Source organism: Streptomyces sp. NPDC091292 (assembly GCF_044757265.1).
GTDB lineage: Bacteria > Actinomycetota > Actinomycetes > Streptomycetales > Streptomycetaceae > Streptomyces.
Map to the genome: position 1 here is coordinate 1 of NZ_JBIVUQ010000002.1, position 17,736 is coordinate 17,736.

The window sequence follows — 17,736 nt, forward strand, 5'->3', positions numbered from 1 at the left end:
CCACCCCCCAGGTCATCCGTTGGACAGGGGGACACAGTCATACCGGGCCCGGAGGCCAGCGGCCCTCTTGCAGGACCGCCAAGACGATAACGGGGGCTGACGGTGCCCGTCCGTAGGGGATGCGTGGCTGCCCCTCGGCGGTGAGACCACGCTGGTCGGGCTCAGTGCGGGGGGCGGGCGCTCACCAGGCCCGTCTGGTAGGCGATGACGACGAGTTGGGCCCGGTCGCGGGCGTGGAGTTTGGTCATCGAGCGGTGGATGTGGGAGCGGATCGTCAGGGGGCTGATGACCAGTTCGTCCGCGATTTCGTCGTTGGTCCTACCCTGTGCGGCCAGTGCCATGACCTCGCGTTCCCGGTCGGTGAGGAGGCCGAGCTGCTCGGGTGCGACGAGCTGGGTGTGGGGGTCGGGCACCGACAGGAATCGGCTGATCAGGGATCGGGTGGCGGCGGGCGAGAGGAGTGAGTCGCCCACCGCGACCGTTCGGATACCGGTGAGGAGTCCTTCGGCGCTGACGTCCTTGCCCAGGAAGCCGCTGGCCCCGGCGCGCAGGGCATTGGCGACGTTCTCGTCGTCCTCGAAGGTCGTGAGGATCAGGATGCGGGTGGCGGACAGGGTGGGGTCGGCGGCGATGCGGGAGGTCGCGGTGAGGCCGTCGGTGCCCGGCATACGGATGTCCATGACGATGACGTCGGGGTGGTGATCGCGGGCAAGGTCGACGGCTTCCTGGCCGTTGGCGGCCTCGGCGACGACCGTCATGTCGGGGTCCGTGTCGATCAGGATGCGGAATGTGGTGCGCAGGAGCGCCTGGTCGTCGGCGAGCAGGACACGGATCGTCATGTGAGGCCTTCAGGTGGTGGGGTGCAGGGGGAGAGTGCAGGTGACTTGGAACCCGCGGGGACGGGGGGCCGCGGGGCCCGGGGCTCGGCCCGGGGTGGGATCTGGGGTCGGACCCGCGGTGAGGGTGCCTCCGGCGGACTGTGCCCGCTCCCGCATGCCGATCAGCCCGAAGCCACGGTCGGCGCCGGAGCCAGGGGCGGCCCCGAAAGCACGGCTTGGGGCCACTTCGTTCGAGATCGTCAGGCTGAGCGTGTCCGGGAGATACGTGAGCCGCACCTCCGCCCGCCGCGTCGACGCGTGCTTCGTGACGTTGGTGAGGGCTTCCTGGACGATGCGGTAGGCCGCCAGATCCGCTCCGGGCGAGAGGGGCTGTGGCGGGCCGCTGACGGTGACGTCGACGTCGAGCCCGGCGGCGGCACAGGCCGCGGTCAGATCGGAGAGCTGGGCAAGACCCGGGGCGGGAGCGAGGCCGTCGCCGGTCTCGGTGTCCTGTCGCAGCACCCCCACGGTCGCCTTCAGCTCCCGCAGGGCCTCGGCCGTGGTCGCCGAGAGCGTGGTCAGCATCTCGAAGGCCTCGTCCGGATGTGTGTGGTAGAGGTGCGCCGCCGTGCTCGCCTGGGCATTGGCGAGAGCGAGATGGTGGGCGACGATGTCGTGCAGCTCACGGGCGATACGCATGCGCTCCTGCACCACGTGGTGGCGGGCCTCCTCCGCACGGGTCCGCTCGGCCTGCCGGGCGCGATCGGCGGCATAGGCACGACGCACGCCGACGTAGCTGCCCAGGAGCGCCGGCAGCAGAACCCACGCCGTCGGGTTGACGACGCCGAGCAGCACGGGATGGCCATAGGGATCGAGGAACAGCCCGGTGGCCACCACGCAGACGGCGGCGAGCAACGAGACATTGCGGGTCACGGCTCGGTCGGCGCGCAGGCCCAGCGAGTACAGCGCCACCATCAGCGGGCCCATCACCAGGGGGGTGAGGAGAAAGCCGAGGGCTCCCTCGACCATGGTGAGCACCGTGATGAACCCCACCACGGGCAAGGGGTGCCGATTGCGCCAGAACAGTGCCAGACAGCAGAAGGCGGACAGCAGGATCCCGGACCACAGCGCGAGCGATCCCGATGTGACCCAGCCGATGACGAAACAACCGCCCACGGTGGCCCCGAACAACAGCAGCAGCGCCGTCAGCTCCACGGCGCGAGGCCGCTTCGAAACCTTGGCCCACCGCTCTGAAACCCTCGCCCACCACCTCGTACTCATCTCGGTCTCTCCACAACAGACCTCCACAAGAGACCTCCACAACAGACACAGACGCCAACATAGTGACAAACGGGGGAGAGGCCCCGGCGACGGCGCTCCTCCCCCGTAGGGCCAGGCCCTGGCGGGCGGGCGATCAGGTGCGCACCGGTTCCGGTCGCGCCGACTCGTGCGACGATTCGGCCGGCGCGGGCGTGAGACCGGAGCCCTCGATGTCCACCCGGGGGAGCAGCCGGTCCAGCCATCGCGGCAGCCACCAGGCCTTGTCGCCGAGCAGCGCCAGCACCGCCGGCACGATGGTCATGCGGACGAAGAACGCGTCGAACAGGACGGCGATGGCGAGGCCGAAACCGATCGTCTTGATCATCGACTCCGTCGAGCCGATGAACCCGGAGAAGACGGCGATCATGATGACGGCCGCGGCGACCACCACTCGCGCGTTGTGGCGGAAGCCCGCCACGACGGCCTGGGCCGGGCGGTCACCGTGGACGTACGCCTCCCGCATCCGGGCGACGAGGAACACCTCGTAATCCATGGCGAGGCCGAAGACGATGCCCACCAGGAAGATCGGCATCAGGCTCATGATCGGGCCCGTCTGCTCGACGCCCAGGAGCTGTGCGCCCCAGCCCCACTGGAAGACGGCCACGACGACGCCGAGGGATGCCAGCACCGACAGCAGATAGCCGAAGGCCGCCTTGACGGGAACGAGGACCGACCGGAAGACCACGAGGAGCAGTACCAGAGCGAGACCGACGATGACGATCAGGTACGGGACGAGCGCGTTCTGCAACGCGGTCGCGACGTCGATGTTCATCGCCGTGCTGCCGGTCACCTCGAAGGTGGCACCCGCGCTCTTCTCAAGACCGGGGCGCTCCGCCCGGATGGTCTGCACAAGGTCCTTGGTGGTCTGGTCGTTCGGGCCGGTGGCCGGTACGGCCGAGAAGAGCGCCGTGTCACCGGTGGGGTTGAAGTGGGGCGACGACACCGACACCACCCCGGCCGTGCCCTTGATCTCCTCGGCGATCGCCGAGGCGGCGGCCTTCGGGGCGTCGGAGTTCTTGGCGTCCACGACGATGGTCAGCGGCCCGTTGAACCCGGCACCGAAGCCCTCGGCGAGCGCGTCGTAGGCACGGCGTTCCGTCGTGGAGACGGGCTTGGACTCGTCGCCCGGCATCCCCAGTTCCAGACTGGCGGAGGGCAGAGCCAGCGCTCCGAGACCCGCGACGCACACCAGGAGCACCGCGATCGGGCGGCGCTGAACGAACCGTGCCCACCGCGAGCCGCCGTTGTGCTCGCTGTTCTGCTTGCGCAGGGCCCTGGCCCGCTTCCTTCGGACGCCACGCGAGAGCACCGCGTCCGGCCACATGCCGAGCAGGGCGGGCACCAGAGTGAGAGCGACCAGCACCCCCACCGCGACAGCGCCTGCGGCACACAAGCCCATCTTGGTCAGCATCGGCACACCGATGACGGACAGACCGCCCAGCGCGATGATCACCGTGAGGCCGGCGAACACCACCGCGGAGCCCGCCGTGCCGACCGCCAGGCCCGCCGCCTCGCGTGGATCACGGCCACGCGAGCGCTCCTCTCGGTAGCGGGAGACCACGAACAGGGCGTAGTCGATGCCCACCGCCAGGCCGAGCATGGAGGCCAGCGTGCCGGTGGTCAGCGACAGGCCGAAGGTGCTGCCCAGAGCGAGGATTCCCGCCATGGACACGCCGACCCCGATGACAGCGGTGAGCAGCGGCAGACCCGCGGCGGCGAGCGAGCCGAAGGTGATGAGCAGCACGACCGCGGCGATCCCGATGCCGATCGCCTCCGCCGATCCGCCCGCGGCCGGCTGGGTGGCAAGGGCGGTGCCGCCCACCTCGACGGTGACACCCTTGTCACGGGCGCCGTCGACGGCGTGCCGCAGAGCGTCCTTGCTGGAGTCGGTCAGATCGCCGGCCGCCACCTTGTAGGTCACCGTCGCGTACGCGGTGGAGCCGTCCTTGCTGACGGCATCGCTCTTGTACGGGCTGACCGCACTCGCGACCTGGGAGCCCTGGCCCGCCTCGGTGACGAAGTCGTCGATGACGGTACGGGTACCGGCCGCCGTCACCTTCTGGCCGTCGGGTGCGACGAACACGATCCGGGCGTCGGCACCGTTCGCGTCGGCACCCGGGAAGCGCTCGCCGATCAGGTCGTAGGCCTTTTGCGCCTCGATCCCCGGCATGAACGAAGTGTTGCTGTCGTCGGCGGCCGGTGCCTTGAGCGCGCCGAAGCCGGCCGTGACCAGGGCCGCGGCCCACAACAGCACCACGAACCAGCGCCATCGGAAGGCGCCATGGCCGAGTCGATACAGGAAGGAAGCCACGAGAAACGTCTCCAGGTCCGATCTTGGGTGAGCCTCAACGCTCTCCCGTGGACCTGCTCCACGTCGTCGTGCGTGTGCCGTGACCGCGTGCTGATGCGGTCGGCGGAGAACGCGGGCCGGTGTCGTGCACCGGTAGGAGACGGGCTACCGCGCCGGTAGGAGGCCGCCCGGCGGCCGGGCGGCCTCCTCACCAGGGTGCTCCGGACAAGGGTGCTCCGGCCGTCCGGCTCAGAGGTCCAGGACGAGCCGGTCGCTGCGGCAGCGTCCGACGCAGATCATCATCGTGCGTCCGGCAAGACGTTCCTCGTCGCTGAGTACGGAGTCCCGGTGCTCCGGTGTCCCGGCCAGGACGCGGGTCTCGCAGGCGCCGCAGTATCCCTTCTCGCAGTCGTAGGACAGGCCGCTCACGGCCTCGCGCAGGACCTCGATGAGACGGCGGTCGGGCGGCACGGTGAGCGTGCCCCCGGTGCGTGCGAGCTGGACTTCGAAGGCCCGGTTCTCCGTGGCGTCGAACGCCGTTTCGAGGTCGTCGCCCGCGGCGAAGCGCTCCAGGTGCAGCCGGTCGCCGAGGCCCAGACGGGCGCACTCGCGCTCGACGGCCGCCAGCATCGGTGCGGGCCCGCACGCGTACACGGCGGTGCCGGACATCCCCGTGTTCAGCCCGCCCAGCAGCCGGGGAAGGTCCGGCAGCCCGGCCTCGTCCTGCGGGAGCAGCGTGAGCGCTCCGCCGGCGACGGCGGCGAGTTCGTCGGCGAACGCCATCGTCGAGCGGGTGCGTCCGCCGTACACGACGGTGAACGGCGTGCCGCGTACGGCGGCCTCGCGGACCATGGCGAGGATCGGTGTGACGCCGATGCCACCGGCGAGGAACAGGTACGACGGCGCATCGGCGAGCGGGAAGTGGTTGCGCGGCCCGCGTACCGCGAACGTGGCTCCGGGGCGGGCGAGTTCGTGGAGTTCGGCCGAACCGCCCCGGCCCGCGGGCTCACGCAGGACCCCGATGCGCCACGTCGTGGCGTCGGCGGGGTCGCCGCACAGCGAGTACTGACGCAGCCGGCCCGAGGGCAGCCGCAGCTCGACATGTGCGCCGGGCCGCCACGCGGGGAGTTCCCCTCCGTCCGGCAGGCCGAGGTCGACGGCGAGCACGTCCTGCGCCGCTTCGCGCACCGAGGTCACCCGCAGCGGGGTCGGCGTGCTCAGCGTGCGGACCGTGCCTGCCGCCGCGCCCGCCCGTGGGCCGGGCGGGAAGAGCGCCGGGACCGCGTCCCACCCCGACTGGTTGCCGCGCGTCGGGTAGGGGACGAGCCCTTCCTCGATCACCCGGTAGTCGGGCAGCCGGGTCAGGACCTGCGTCATCATCGCGCGGAACATGGCTCGGGCGAGGTGGGCACCGGCGCACCGGTGCGATCCGATGCCGAAGCTGAGGTGGCGACTGGCGTCACGGTCGAGCCGTACCTGCTCGGGGCCCGGGAACACGGCGGGGTCGTGGTTCGCGGCGACCCACGGGATCAGCACCCGCTCGCCCGCGCGCATCGGGCAGCCACCGACCTCGACGTCCTCGGTGACCGTGCGCGCCATCGACTGCGACGGGGCGAACGCGCGGAGGAACTCCTCGGTCGCGCCGTCCAGCAGATCGGGCGACGCGATCAGCCGCCGGCGCTGCTCGGGGTGGCGCGCGAGGTGGACGAGCGTCGAACCGGTCAGCGAGGTCGTGGTGTCGACGCCACCCGCGATGAGCAGACCGACCACCGACACCAGCTCGTCCTCGCCGAACTCGCCGCCGTCGGCACGCCGGCCGGCCACCAGCGCGCTGACCGCGTCGGCCCGTGGCGCCGAGCGGCGCTCCGCGATCAGCTCGCGGATACGCCGGTCCATGTACGCGAGCCCCGCGGCCCCGCGCGCGGCGCGCTCGCTGCCCGCGGGTGCCGCGAAGATGTCGTGGACCGGCCCGGCCAGCTTCGCCCAGTCCTCCTCGGGGAAACCCAGCCAGTCCAGGGTGACCGCGGCCGGCAGCGGATTGGTGAGGTCGCGGACGAGGTCGCAGGAGCCCAGCTCGATGAAGTCGTCCACGACGCGGGCGGCGTGGCGTTCGATCATCGGTACGAGGTTTTCGACCGCTTCCGGGGTCAGCAGCGGGTTGATCAGTTGCCGGTACTCGGTCGCGCGCGGCGGGTCCAGCTCGATCGGGAACTGTTCGAGCCCCGGTCCTTTGGGGATGACGATGCCGACGCCCGGCCCGCCGTGGTCGCTGCGGGCCGAGGAGAACGTCGCGTCGTCGCGGGCGATGCGGGCCACATCGGCGTACCGCGTCGTGTAGTGGAAGCCGCCGTGGGCGGCCGAGTGGCCCACCGGGCAGCTCTCACGGAAGGCGGCGTAGTAGGCGACCGGATCGGCGTTGGCCTCGTCGGAGTGGTGGTCGAACGCGGAGGGGTCGTCGATGGTCGAGCGGTGATCGGATGCGGAGTGGTGGTCGAAGTCGATGTGCGTGTCGAAGTCGGCGGACATGGTGGGCACGCTCCACGTGCTCGGCGCAGTGCGCGGTGTTGTCCGGCCGCGCCACCGGATGTCAGCTGCCTCATCGGCGTCCGTCACCCTAAGGTGCGCCGCCGAGCTTGACAATGTCTCGTGAACGACGCTCAGAAGGTCAGGACGGCTTTGCCGACCGAGCCGGACCGGATCGCCGCGACAGCCTCGTTGATCTGCTCGAACGGGAAGTAGGTGATCATCTTCTCGACCGGGAACCGGCCTTCCGCGTTGAGTTCGAGCAGCTTCGGCAGGAACAGCTGCGGCACACTCGCCCCGGCGACGATGCCGGTGACCGTGCGTCCGTTGAGGATGCTGCGCCAGTCGAAGCTCATCGACTCGCTCGGGCCGACACCGATGACACCAGCGCGACCGAGCGGCCCAAGAGCCTCCACCGCGGTGCGCAGGACGTCCTCGCGCCCGGTCGTGTCGATCACGAAGTCGAACCCCTCGGGGACCAGGGCGGCCAGTTGCTCGGCGGTCCCCCCGGCCGACGAGTCGACACAGTGCGTGGCTCCGAAACCGCGGGCCGCCTCCAGCTTCGCCGGGTTCACGTCGACGGCCGCGACGACCTTGCAGCCGCTCAGCGAGGCGGCGATGACGGCGGCCACACCGACAGCACCCGCCCCGAAGACCGCGAGGGACGAGCCGGGGCGCGGCTGGAGCACGTTGAGCACGCCGCCCGCCCCGGTCTGGAAGCCGCAGCCGAAGGGTCCGGCCCGCAGCAGATCCCACGACGGGTCGATTCCGACGACCGCCCGCTCCGGTGCGACGACATGGCTCGCGAACGACGACTGGCCGAGGAAGTGGGCGTTCACCTCCCGCCCCCCGTGGGTCACCGCGGTGGAGCCGTCGGGCCTGCGGCCCGAGAAGTTCACCGCGTCGAAGCTGCGGCAGTAGGCGGGCGAGCCCGTACGGCACAGGGCGCACGTACCGCAGGAGGTGAAGGACATGGCGACGTGGTCGCCCGGACGTACGGAGGTGACGTGCGCGCCCACCTTCTCGACCACGCCCGCCCCTTCGTGCCCGAGCAGCGCGGGTGTGGGGAAGAAGCCGGCGAACTCCAGGTCCGTGGCGCAGATACCGACGGCGGCGACGCGGACGAGCACCTCGTCCGGGCGCGGCTCCTCCAGATCCACTTCGGTCAGGACGAACGGCTGTCCGGGCTGCTCCAGCAGAGCGGCGGTGGCACGCACAGGGCCTCCTCAGTGCCTCACAAAGCGAGACTGCATATTGACATGCGGGACAGGGTCGGTCAATGTTCCCCCCATGGCGGCTGTTGACTTCCCTCCTTCCCAGCACTTCATCGACGGCGAGTGGGTCGCGGCCCGCGACGGCGGCACGCTGGACGTCCTCGATCCGGCCACCCGGCAGGTGATCACCACCGTGGCGCGGGCGGGCGGCGCCGATGTCGACGGAGCGGTCACCGCGGCGCGCCGCGCCTTCCCTGCCTGGGCGGCGACCAACCCGAGCGAGCGCGGTGCGCTCCTCCGGCGCTGGGCCGACCTGATCATCGCCGAGGTCGAGGCGCTCGCGGCCGTCGAGGCACAGGACGTGGGCAAGCCCCTGTCCGGGGGCCGGACGAACATCTACATCGCCCACGGCATCATCGAGTACTTCGCCGGCGCGGCCGACAAGCTCACCGGAGTGACGCTCCCGACCCGCAGCCCCGACTACCTCGGCTACACGGTTCCCGAACCGTACGGCGTGTGCGCCGTCGTCATCCCGTGGAACGTGCCCGCCGTGCTCACCGCCGCGAACGTCGCCCCGGCGCTCGCCGCGGGCAACACGGTCGTCCTCAAGCCGTCCGAGATCGCGCCGCTGGCCCCGTTCGCCCTCGCCGAACTCGCCCGCCGCGCCGGCTTCCCGCCCGGCGTGATCAACGTCGTGGCGGGCCTCGGCCCCGAGGCGGGCTCCGCACTCACCTCGCACCCGGGCGTCGACCACATCAGCTTCGTCGGCTCCACCGCCACCGGGCGGGCGATCATGACAGCCGCGGCACAGAACCTCGTCCCGGTGAAGCTGGAACTCGGCGGCAAGTCGCCGAACGTGCTCTTCGCCGACGCCGACCTCGACACGGCGATCCCCGCGATCGTCACTTCCATCACCGAGAACGCGGGGCAGAACTGCTACGCCGGTTCCCGGCTGCTCGTCGAGGCATCGGTGCACGACGAGGTCGTGGAGCGGGTCGCCGCCGCCATGGCCGCGATCAGGACCGGGCCCTGGGAGGCCGACCTGGACATGGGTCCGCTGGTCAGCGCCGCGCAGTTCGCCCGCGTCAGCGGCTTCCTCGGCGAAGCGCCCCGCGAGGGGGCTCGGCTGGTCACCGGTGGCGCACCCGCCGACGAGGGGTGGTTCGTCCGGCCGACCGTGTTCGACCGTGTGGAAGCGGGCATGCGCGTCGCGCGCGAGGAGGTCTTCGGCCCGGTACTCGCCGTCCAGTCGTTCCGCTCCACCGCCGAGGCGACCGAGCTGATGAACGCGACCGACTTCGGCCTGCTGGCCTGCGTCTGGACCAACGACATCTCCCGGGCGCTGCGGCTGACGAAGGACGTCCGCTCCGGGCAGGTGGCGGTCAACCAGTTCCACGACGCGGGAGTGATCGGCTTTCCGTTCAACATGCAGAAGGACAGCGGTTTCAGCCGGGGTGGTGGGTACGCGGCGCTGCGTGAGTACACCCAGGAGAAGGGTGTGGCGATCCGGCTGCTGGGCCGTTGAGAACGGACGTCGTGAGGCCGGACGCCATGAGGTCGGACGTCATGAGGCCGCACGCCATGGGCGCCATCGGCGGGGGACACCTGCGGCACCGTCCAGGAGCTGTTGCCTCTGCCGCGCGCCCGGCTTGAGGCGTACGCCGAGGCACACCTCGGTCCGGTCCGGCAGCGCCCCGTGCGGCGTCCCGGGCTGATGGAGACGCTGCGCGCCTGGCCGGCTGCCCGCCCCCCCCGCAGCCCCCACGCGAGGGCGACGTCAGGTGCGCGGCGACGAGCCCGTGTCGATCGCACACTGAACCGACATTCGCTCTTCCCTTGTCACTCATGTCGGCCGGGCGCGGAACCGGCATTTCGTTCCTCATCGACCCGCCGCGCGGCCCGCCCACGCCCGCCCGCGTACCCGCCTCCACCGCCCGCCACCTGGGCTGTCGGCCTCGCGAACAGGTGAAATGGCGGCGAAACGAAGATGTAGCGCAGGAGCGTTGACAGCGCCCGGCGGCGGAGGCAAAGTACCTCGCAATACGTTCCACTGCCTCGCAATGCGAGATGAGCAAGGGTGAGGAGGCCGTGCGGTGCGAGCCATGGTGCAGACCGATTTCGGCGGGCCCGATGCCGTGTTCCCCCAGGATGTCCCGGAACCGGTCTGCGGACCCCGTGACGTCGTCGTCAAAGTCGCGTACTGCGGGCTGAACCGCCTGGACCTGCTGCAACTCCAGGGGCCCGGCCTGATCCCCGGCTTCCGTCTTCCGCACGTGCCGGGCATGGACTTCGCCGGAACGGTGGTGGCGACCGGGTCCGCGGTCAGCTCGGTCGTCCCCGGTGACCGGGTCATCGCCGACCCCACCCAGGGCTGCGGCAGTTGCCCGCGCTGCGCGGTGGGCGATCGCGCGTACTGCGTCAGCCCCCGCATCATCGGCGGCAACGCCCCCGGCGCGCTGGCCGAATACGTCCTGGCGACCGCGGAATCGGTCGTCCAGGTCCCCGAATCCCTGCCGCTCGCCGCGGCCGTCACCCTGCCCACCGCCTTCGCGACGGCGTGGCACGCGGTGCACAACGTCGGATCACTCGCCGCCGGCGAAACCCTTGTCGTGCACGCCGGAGCGAGCGCTGTGAGCCTGGCGGCCGTCGCGCTCGCCAAACGGGCCGGTGCCACGGTCGTCGCCTTCGCCGGCAGCGACGCGAAGCGTGCTGCGGCCCGCGAGGCCGGCGCCGACCTGGTGCTGCCCAACGACGAGCCGGACGCGGCGAAAACGGTGACGGCCTTCACCGGCGGCGACGGGGCCGACCTGGTTCTGGACCACGTCGGCGCCGACACCTGGCGTACCTCGCTGGACTGCCTCGGCATCCGCGGGCGGCTCATCCTGATGGGCAACACCGGCGGCGACCAGGTGTCGTTCTCGCTGCAAGAGGTCTTCCACCGCGGTCTGAAACTGCTGGGCACAGGCGGCTACACCTCGGCCGATTTCGTCGCCGCCACCTCGGCCTGCTTCGCCGACGGCCTGCACCTGCCCATCGCCGCGATCGTCCCGCTGGAGGATCTGGCCGGGGCATGGGGCCTGCTCGCCGCCCGCGCGACCATCGGCAAGGTCGTGATCACCCCATGACCGATCTGCTGATCGTGGGCGGCGACGTCGTCACGATGGACCCCGCCCGGCGCGTCCTCACCGGTGCCACCGTCGCCGTGTCAGGGGACAGCATCGCCGCGCTCGGCACGGCCGATGACCTGCGCGCCCGCTTCCCGGGCGCCCGGGAGATCGACGCGTCGGGGTGTGTCGTCATCCCGGGCCTGATCGACGCCCACCAGCACACGACGGTCGACCCCCTCGTACGCAGCACGATCCCCGACCACATCGGCTCACAGGAGTCGATCTTCGACTGGATCGTCCCGCTGCACGCCCACGCCGACGGTGACGACGACGAACTGGCCGCGACCATCACCGCGGTCGAGTGCCTGTCCCGTGGCATCACCACGGTCCTGGAGCCCGGCACGGTGGCCTACCCCGAACGAGTCGCCGCCGGTCTGGGCGGAGCGGGCATCCGCGCACGGGTCGGCGGCTGGGGCTGGGACGCCAAGGACGTGCCGTTCGGCGCGCCCGCGCGCGAGGTGCTCGCCCGGCAGGAGGACATCGTCCGGTCCCTGCCGGTCACCGGGCCGGTCACCGGATGGGTGACGCTCGTCGGCCACGACCTCGCCGGCGACGAACTCCTCACCGGGGCCGCGAGCCTGGCCGAACGGCTCGACACCGGACTGACCTGGCACATCTCGCCGGGACCCGCCGACGTCGAGGCGTACGCCCAGCGCTGCGCGCGCCGACCCGTGGTCCACTTCCGCGAGTTGGGCGTACTCGGCCCGCGTCTGCTCCTCGGGCACGCCGTGTGGCTCGACGACGCGGAGGTCGACGCGATCCTGGAGACCGATACCGCGGTCGCCGCCTGCCCGGGTGCCTACCTGCGGCTCGCCCAGGGGTACACCCGTGCGTCCCGCCACGCCGAACTGGTGCGGCGGGGAGGCAGGGTGGCACTGGGGTGCGACGCGCACAACGCCGGCGACGCCCCGGACGTCCTCCTCGCCGCCTACCTGTTCGCAGGGCTGGAACGCGACCGTGACCTGCCCGAACCGATCCGCGCCGAGCAGGCGTTCGCGCTCGCGACGGTCGACGGCGCCGAGGCGATCGGGCTCGGCGACCGGATCGGATCCCTGGAGGTGGGCAAGGCGGCCGACCTCGTCGTACTCGACGCCCGCGACCCCGCCTGGATGCCCCGGGGCGATCTGGCCCGCCAACTCGTATGGGGCCACGTCTCGCGCACCGTTCGTGACGTGCTGGTGGACGGCCGCGTGGTCGTCCGCGACCGGCGACCGACGGGCGTCGACCTCGAAGCCGTCGCCGCCGCTGCCGCCGACCGGTCCGCCGCGCTCCTGCGGCGCGCCGGAATCACGCCCCGCCCGACCTGGCCCACCCGGCCGGCGGCCGAGCAGTGAAGGGGACACACCGTTGAACCTCATCGACATCCCCGGGCTCCCGCCGCCGGTCGCCGAGCACATCGAGGCGGTGTCCCGCGGGTCACCTCCACGGCCGGCGCCCCCTGCACCTCCTTCACGGCCGTAAACGCCGTACGCATCAACGCCGAACGCATCAAACGTCGTACACACCAAATGCCGTACCGATCCCACCGGATCCGAGCGCGACCGACGTATCGAAACCGCCAACTGACCACCCCCACGCCGCCACCACCGCCTCGACGAGGCGGTGTCACCCAGCGAATGGAACCCCGCACATGACTACACACAGCATGTTCCGGCGTCGTGGGGCCGCGGCCGGCCTCGCCCTCGCAGGAGCCCTCGCGTTGTCCGGCTGCGCCAGCAACGCGGACACGGCGGCCAAGACGACGCCCACGGCGAGCGGCGGCAGCGACTCCGGCGTCAAGCAGCCCGATGTCAACGGTGACGGCAAAGTCGTCATCGGTGTCCTCAGCCCCGGCGACATCAACGACCGCGGCTACTACCAGAGCTTCGTCGACTCGGCGGACGCCTATGCCAAGGAAAAGGGCTGGACGATCATCAAGCGCGGCAGCGTGCCCCCGAGCGACGCGCTCACCGCGGCGCGCGCGCTGTGTCAGCAGGACGTCGACATGGTCGCGCTCGGCGCGAGTGAGCTGAAGGCCGCCATCCCCGCGTCGGAGGAGCCGGTCTGCGCGAAGACCTCCTGGTACGTGCCGATGCAGGGCAACATCGACCAGACCCCGCGCATTCTGCTGTCGACCGACGATCCCAACCAGTCCATGCTCGTCGCCGGCTATGCGGCGGGTCTGAAGATGAAGGCGTCCGGCGACACCAAGGCCGGGTTCATCACCGGCGTCAAGGCCGACTTCAGCGTCGCCGGTTCCAAGGCATTCCTCGCCGGGATACGGGAAGTGGTGCCGAAGGCCACCCTGACGACCACGTACACCGGCGACTTCAACGACTCGGCGAAGGCCAAGGAGGCCACGCAGGCCCAGCTCAGCCAGGGCGTCAAGGTCATCTACCCCTACCTCGGCGGCGCGACGGACGCCTCGGCGAAGCTGGCGAACGCCAAGGGCGCGCTGACCCTCACCCCGGGCACCGACCGGTGCGACTCGACCAGCCCGAAGTTCGACATCTCGGTGATGTTCAGCCCCGGCGACTACTTCCGTGCCGCGCTGGAGGAGTTCGAGAAGAACAACCTGAAGATGGGCACGACCCGCGTGTGGCAGTTGGGCGTCGACCCCTACCCGACCGTCAAGATCTGCGCCGGCCAGGGCGACGAGGACGAGCAACTGGCCGCCTTCATGAAGAAGATCGGCAGCAAGGAGATCGACCCGAAGGCCGAGGTCGAGCGCCTCGGCTGACACGTCGACACCCACGAGGAAGATCAGCGATGACACCGACGACCTCAGCGGCTGCGATTCTTGAGCTGCGCGGCATCACCAAGTCCTACGGATCCGTCATGGCCTGCGACGCCGTGGACCTCAGGGTCGACGCCGGCGAGATCCATGGACTCCTGGGTGAGAACGGGGCGGGCAAGTCCAGCCTCATGAAGGTTCTGCTCGGGCTGGTCCGGCGTGACTCCGGCAGCGTCCTGGTGCGCGGCGAGACCGTCGCGCTGGACAGCCCGCAGGAAGCGGCCGAACTCGGCATCGGCATGGTGCACCAGCACTTCAGCCTCATCAACGGCCTGACCGTGTGGGAGAACGTGGCGCTGGGCGACACCGGCAAGGTGAACAAGCAGGCCGTCCACGCCGACATCGCCGCCGTCTGCGCACGGTACGGGCTCCCGATCGACCCCGAGGCGCGCGTCGACACCCTCTCGGCGGGCGAGCGGCAACGGGTCGAAGTGGTCAAGTGCCTGCGGCGCGACCCGCAGATCCTGATCCTGGACGAGCCCACATCGGTGCTGACCCAGGCCGAGTCGCAGGAGCTGTTCGCCATGCTCGGCCGGGTGGTGCGGGAGGAGGGCCGCGCGGTCATCCTCATCAGCCACAAGCTCGCCGAGATCGCCCAGGCCACGCACCGCGTGACCGTCCTGCGCAAGGGCAGGGTCGCCTTCCGGGCGGTCACCGCTGACACCACTCCCCAACTGCTCGCCCGGCAGATGGTGGGCCGCGAGGTGTCGCTCGGCGAGGAGGCAGCCGCCCTCGGACTGCTGCCACAACAGCCGGGCACCGCCGACGACATGACCACCGAGGTACGGCAGCCCGCGCTGCGCCTCGCCGGACTCACCGTCGAGCAAGGCGGGGTCAAAGTGCTCGACGGCATCGATCTGACCGTGGGCGCCGGTGAGATCGTCGCCCTCTACGGCGTCGAGGGCAACGGCCAGGCGACGCTCGGCGATGTCCTCGCCGGGCTCGTCGTGCCGGCCGCCGGCACCGTCGAGATCACCGGGAGCACGGTGGACGTGAGCCGGCCCGGCGCGCTGTCGAAGGCCGGACTCGGCATCGTGCCCGAGGACCGGCACCAGAGCGGCGTCGTGCTCGACATGAGCGTCGCCGAGAACCTGACGATGAAGTCGCTCGACAAGGTCAGCGGCCGGTTCCTGCTGCGGCGGCGGGCGATGCTCGCCGAGGCCCGTCGCCTCGCGGAGGAGTTCAACATCGTCACCCCGTCGCTGGACGCACCCGTGCGCAGCCTCTCCGGCGGCAACCAGCAGCGGGTCGTACTCGCCCGGGAGCTGTCCGGCGACACACACGTCCTGGTGGCCGCGCAGCCCACCCACGGCCTGGACGTCGGCGCCATCGAGGACATGTACGCACGACTGCGCAAGGCATCCGCGGAAGGCGTCGGAGTGCTGCTCATCTCCACTGAATTCGAGGAAGTCATGGCCCTTGCCACCCGCATCGCGGTGATCTCCGCCGGCCGGATCACCGGAGCGCTCCCCACCGCCGACGCGACCCCCGAACGGCTCGGCATGCTGGTCGGCGGTGAGGCCGCGTGAAGTTCGCCGCCCTGACCGACCCGGACGACATCGGCCGGCGCTTCCTCGCCCGGTTGCGCCCCGGGCGCGACGGCTGGCTCACCGCCGGCCTCACCGTCGTACTCGTCGCCGTCGCCCTCGGCGCGTCCGCCCTGCTGCTCACGGCGACCGGCGCCTCGCCGGGCGACTCGGCCGCCGCAATATGGAAGGGGAGTCTGGCCAACACCACCGGATGGACGACGACGCTGCTCAACGCGGCGCCGCTGCTGCTGGTCGCGCTCGGTGCCTGTATCTGCGCGACCGCCGGCACGTTCAACATCGGGCAGGAGGGCCAGGTACTCATCGGCGGACTGTTCGGCGCCTGGGTCGGGCTGCGGCTGGCCCTGCCCGGCCCGACACTGGTCGTCGTGGTGATGATCGCCGCGGCGGTCGGCGGTGGCGCCTGGGCCGCGCTCAGCGCCCTGATGTACCGCTTCCGCGGCGTCAACGTCGTGGTGAGCACCCTGCTGATGACGTTCCTCGCCATCCAGCTCGTCACCTTCGCGGTCAGCAGCCCGTGGCTCCAGGAGACCGCGCAGGGCTCGTCCGGCATCGCCGACGCGCAGTCCAACCCCCTGCCGGCGGGCGCCCTGCTCACCGGCTTCGGGGAGTACCCGTCGTTGCAGCTCAACGCGGGACTGTTCCTCGCGCTCGCCGCCGCGATCGGCGTCGTCCTCGTCCTCAGCCGCAGCCGGTGGGGCTTCAAAGTACGCATGGTCGGGCTCAATCCGCTGACGGCCAAGCACGCCGGCGTACGGGTGTCCGCGCTCGGCGGCTTCACCCTGGCGCTGTCGGGCGCCTTCGCGGGGTTGGCCGGAGGGCTGCTGCTGGCCAGCCCGGCCAGCACCAACCGGCTCCAGACCGGCCTCTCGGACAACGTCGGCTGGGACGGCCTGCTCGTCGCGCTCGTCGCACGCAACCGTCCCCTGATCGCGATCCCGGTGTCGTTCGTGTTCGCCGTGCTGCGTGCGGGCGGCGACTTCCTCTCGGCCACCGGTGTGCCGCCCTACCTCGTCGACATCGTCAAGGCACTGCTCGTCCTCGCGTTCGTCGTACCGCCCGTCCTCATCGACCTCTTCCGCAGCCGCCGCGGCGCGCAGCCGCCGTCGGCACCGCCCGCCGCGCCCGTCGTCCCGACCAAGATGGAGGTGACCGCGTGAGCGTCCTGGACAGCACCGAGACCATCCTCGCGAGCGGCGTCCGGCTGACCGTGCCGCTCGCGTTCGCCGCCTGCGGTGAGTACCTGGCACAGCGCGCCGGCGCGATGAACATCTCCGTCGAGGCGATGATGCTCGGCGCAGCGTTCACCTCGGTCGCCACCGCCAGCGCGACCGGCAGCGCCACCATCGGCCTCGCGGCCGGCGTCGTGACCGGCCTCGTTCTCGGCTTCGTGCACGGCAACCTCTCCCACCGGGCCTACATCAACACCTTCGTCGTCGGCCTCGTGCTCAACGCGCTGGTGCTGGGGCTGACGAGCTACCTGATCACGACGGAGCAGTTCGCCTCGCACCAGGTGGGAGTGCTGTCGATCCCGCTGCTGCGGGACATCCCGCTCATCGGCGAGCCACTGTTCTCCGGACGCTGGCCCGCCTACCTGCTGATCCTGCTCGTGCCGCTCACCTGGTGGCTCGTGGAGCGCAGCCGCTGGGGCCTGGAACTGCGCGCGGTGGGCGAGAACCCGCAGGCCGCCGACGTCACGGGCATCAAGGTCAATGTGCGGCGCCGACAGGCCCTGCTGTGGTGCGGTGCCCTGGCCGGTCTCGGCGGCGCCTATCTCGCGGTCGGCGAAGTCGGATCGTTCAACCAGAACATGACCGCGGGACGCGGATACATCGTCATCGCCGCTGTCATCTTCGGGGCGTGGCGGCTCGGCCGTACGCTGCTCGGCTGCCTGGTGTTCGGCCTCTCCGACGCGATGCGCCTGGCGCTTCCCGCGCTCGGTGTCACCCTCAACGCCCAACTGCTCGTGGCGGCCCCGTATCTGCTCGCGCTCCTCGCCATGCTGCTGTTCGCCACCCAGCACAGGGAACCAGCCGCACTCGGCCGGCCCTTCCAGCGCGGGTCGACCTGACGGCACGAATCCG

Annotated in this window: 12 protein-coding genes; 7 read left to right on the top strand and 5 right to left on the bottom strand. The window is 71.1% G+C overall.

The window, feature by feature from the left end; all coding sequences use genetic code 11:
• Nucleotides 1-161: 161 nt before the first annotated feature.
• From ACIQNU_RS08190 to ACIQNU_RS08210, 5 genes are all read right to left on the bottom strand, one after another.
• Nucleotides 162-839: a response regulator gene (locus ACIQNU_RS08190; protein ID WP_401362604.1), complete on the bottom strand. Its 678-nt coding sequence runs from the start codon at nt 837-839 to the stop codon at nt 162-164.
• A gap of 9 nt (nt 840-848) precedes the next feature.
• On the bottom strand, nt 849-2,099 hold the full coding sequence (locus tag ACIQNU_RS08195; RefSeq protein ID WP_401362607.1) for a sensor histidine kinase: 1,251 nt from the start codon (nt 2,097-2,099) through the stop codon (nt 849-851).
• A gap of 133 nt (nt 2,100-2,232) precedes the next feature.
• Nucleotides 2,233-4,449, bottom strand: a complete 2,217-nt coding sequence (locus ACIQNU_RS08200) for an MMPL family transporter (RefSeq protein ID WP_401362610.1) — start codon at nt 4,447-4,449, stop codon at nt 2,233-2,235.
• A gap of 228 nt (nt 4,450-4,677) precedes the next feature.
• Nucleotides 4,678-6,954 (bottom strand): cytochrome P450, encoded by a 2,277-nt coding sequence (locus ACIQNU_RS08205; protein WP_401362612.1) that lies wholly within the window; start codon nt 6,952-6,954, stop codon nt 4,678-4,680.
• A 131-nt stretch (nt 6,955-7,085) separates the two neighbouring features.
• A complete protein-coding gene (locus ACIQNU_RS08210; RefSeq protein WP_401362615.1) occupies nt 7,086-8,168 on the bottom strand; it encodes an NAD(P)-dependent alcohol dehydrogenase in 1,083 nt (360 codons plus the stop codon).
• Nucleotides 8,169-8,241: 73 nt separating this feature from the next.
• Between ACIQNU_RS08210 and ACIQNU_RS08215 the strand changes: the two genes are divergently transcribed.
• The 7 genes from ACIQNU_RS08215 to ACIQNU_RS08245 all read left to right on the top strand — a co-directional run bounded on the left by ACIQNU_RS08215 (nt 8,242) and on the right by ACIQNU_RS08245 (nt 17,723).
• Nucleotides 8,242-9,690 carry an aldehyde dehydrogenase family protein gene (locus tag ACIQNU_RS08215; RefSeq protein ID WP_401362618.1) on the top strand — a complete coding sequence of 483 codons (1,449 nt, stop codon included), beginning with the start codon at nt 8,242-8,244 and terminating at the stop codon, nt 9,688-9,690.
• 577 nt (nt 9,691-10,267) lie between these two features.
• On the top strand, nt 10,268-11,290 hold the full coding sequence (locus ACIQNU_RS08220) for a zinc-binding dehydrogenase (protein ID WP_401362621.1): 1,023 nt from the start codon (nt 10,268-10,270) through the stop codon (nt 11,288-11,290).
• Nucleotides 11,287-12,666 carry an amidohydrolase family protein gene (locus ACIQNU_RS08225; RefSeq protein ID WP_401362624.1) on the top strand — a complete coding sequence of 460 codons (1,380 nt, stop codon included), beginning with the start codon at nt 11,287-11,289 and terminating at the stop codon, nt 12,664-12,666. Before ACIQNU_RS08220 ends, ACIQNU_RS08225 begins: the two co-directional genes overlap by 4 nt.
• Before the next feature lie 296 nt (nt 12,667-12,962).
• Nucleotides 12,963-14,051, top strand: a complete 1,089-nt coding sequence (locus ACIQNU_RS08230) for a BMP family ABC transporter substrate-binding protein (protein WP_401362627.1) — start codon at nt 12,963-12,965, stop codon at nt 14,049-14,051.
• A gap of 29 nt (nt 14,052-14,080) precedes the next feature.
• Nucleotides 14,081-15,634, top strand: coding sequence for an ABC transporter ATP-binding protein (locus ACIQNU_RS08235; RefSeq protein ID WP_401362629.1), 1,554 nt, complete (start codon nt 14,081-14,083; stop codon nt 15,632-15,634).
• Nucleotides 15,631-16,812 (top strand): ABC transporter permease, encoded by a 1,182-nt coding sequence (locus tag ACIQNU_RS08240; protein ID WP_401362632.1) that lies wholly within the window; start codon nt 15,631-15,633, stop codon nt 16,810-16,812. Before ACIQNU_RS08235 ends, ACIQNU_RS08240 begins: the two co-directional genes overlap by 4 nt.
• Nucleotides 16,809-17,723 carry an ABC transporter permease gene (locus ACIQNU_RS08245; protein WP_401362635.1) on the top strand — a complete coding sequence of 305 codons (915 nt, stop codon included), beginning with the start codon at nt 16,809-16,811 and terminating at the stop codon, nt 17,721-17,723. The genes ACIQNU_RS08240 and ACIQNU_RS08245 overlap by 4 nt, the downstream gene beginning before the upstream one ends.
• Nucleotides 17,724-17,736 lie beyond the last annotated feature (13 nt).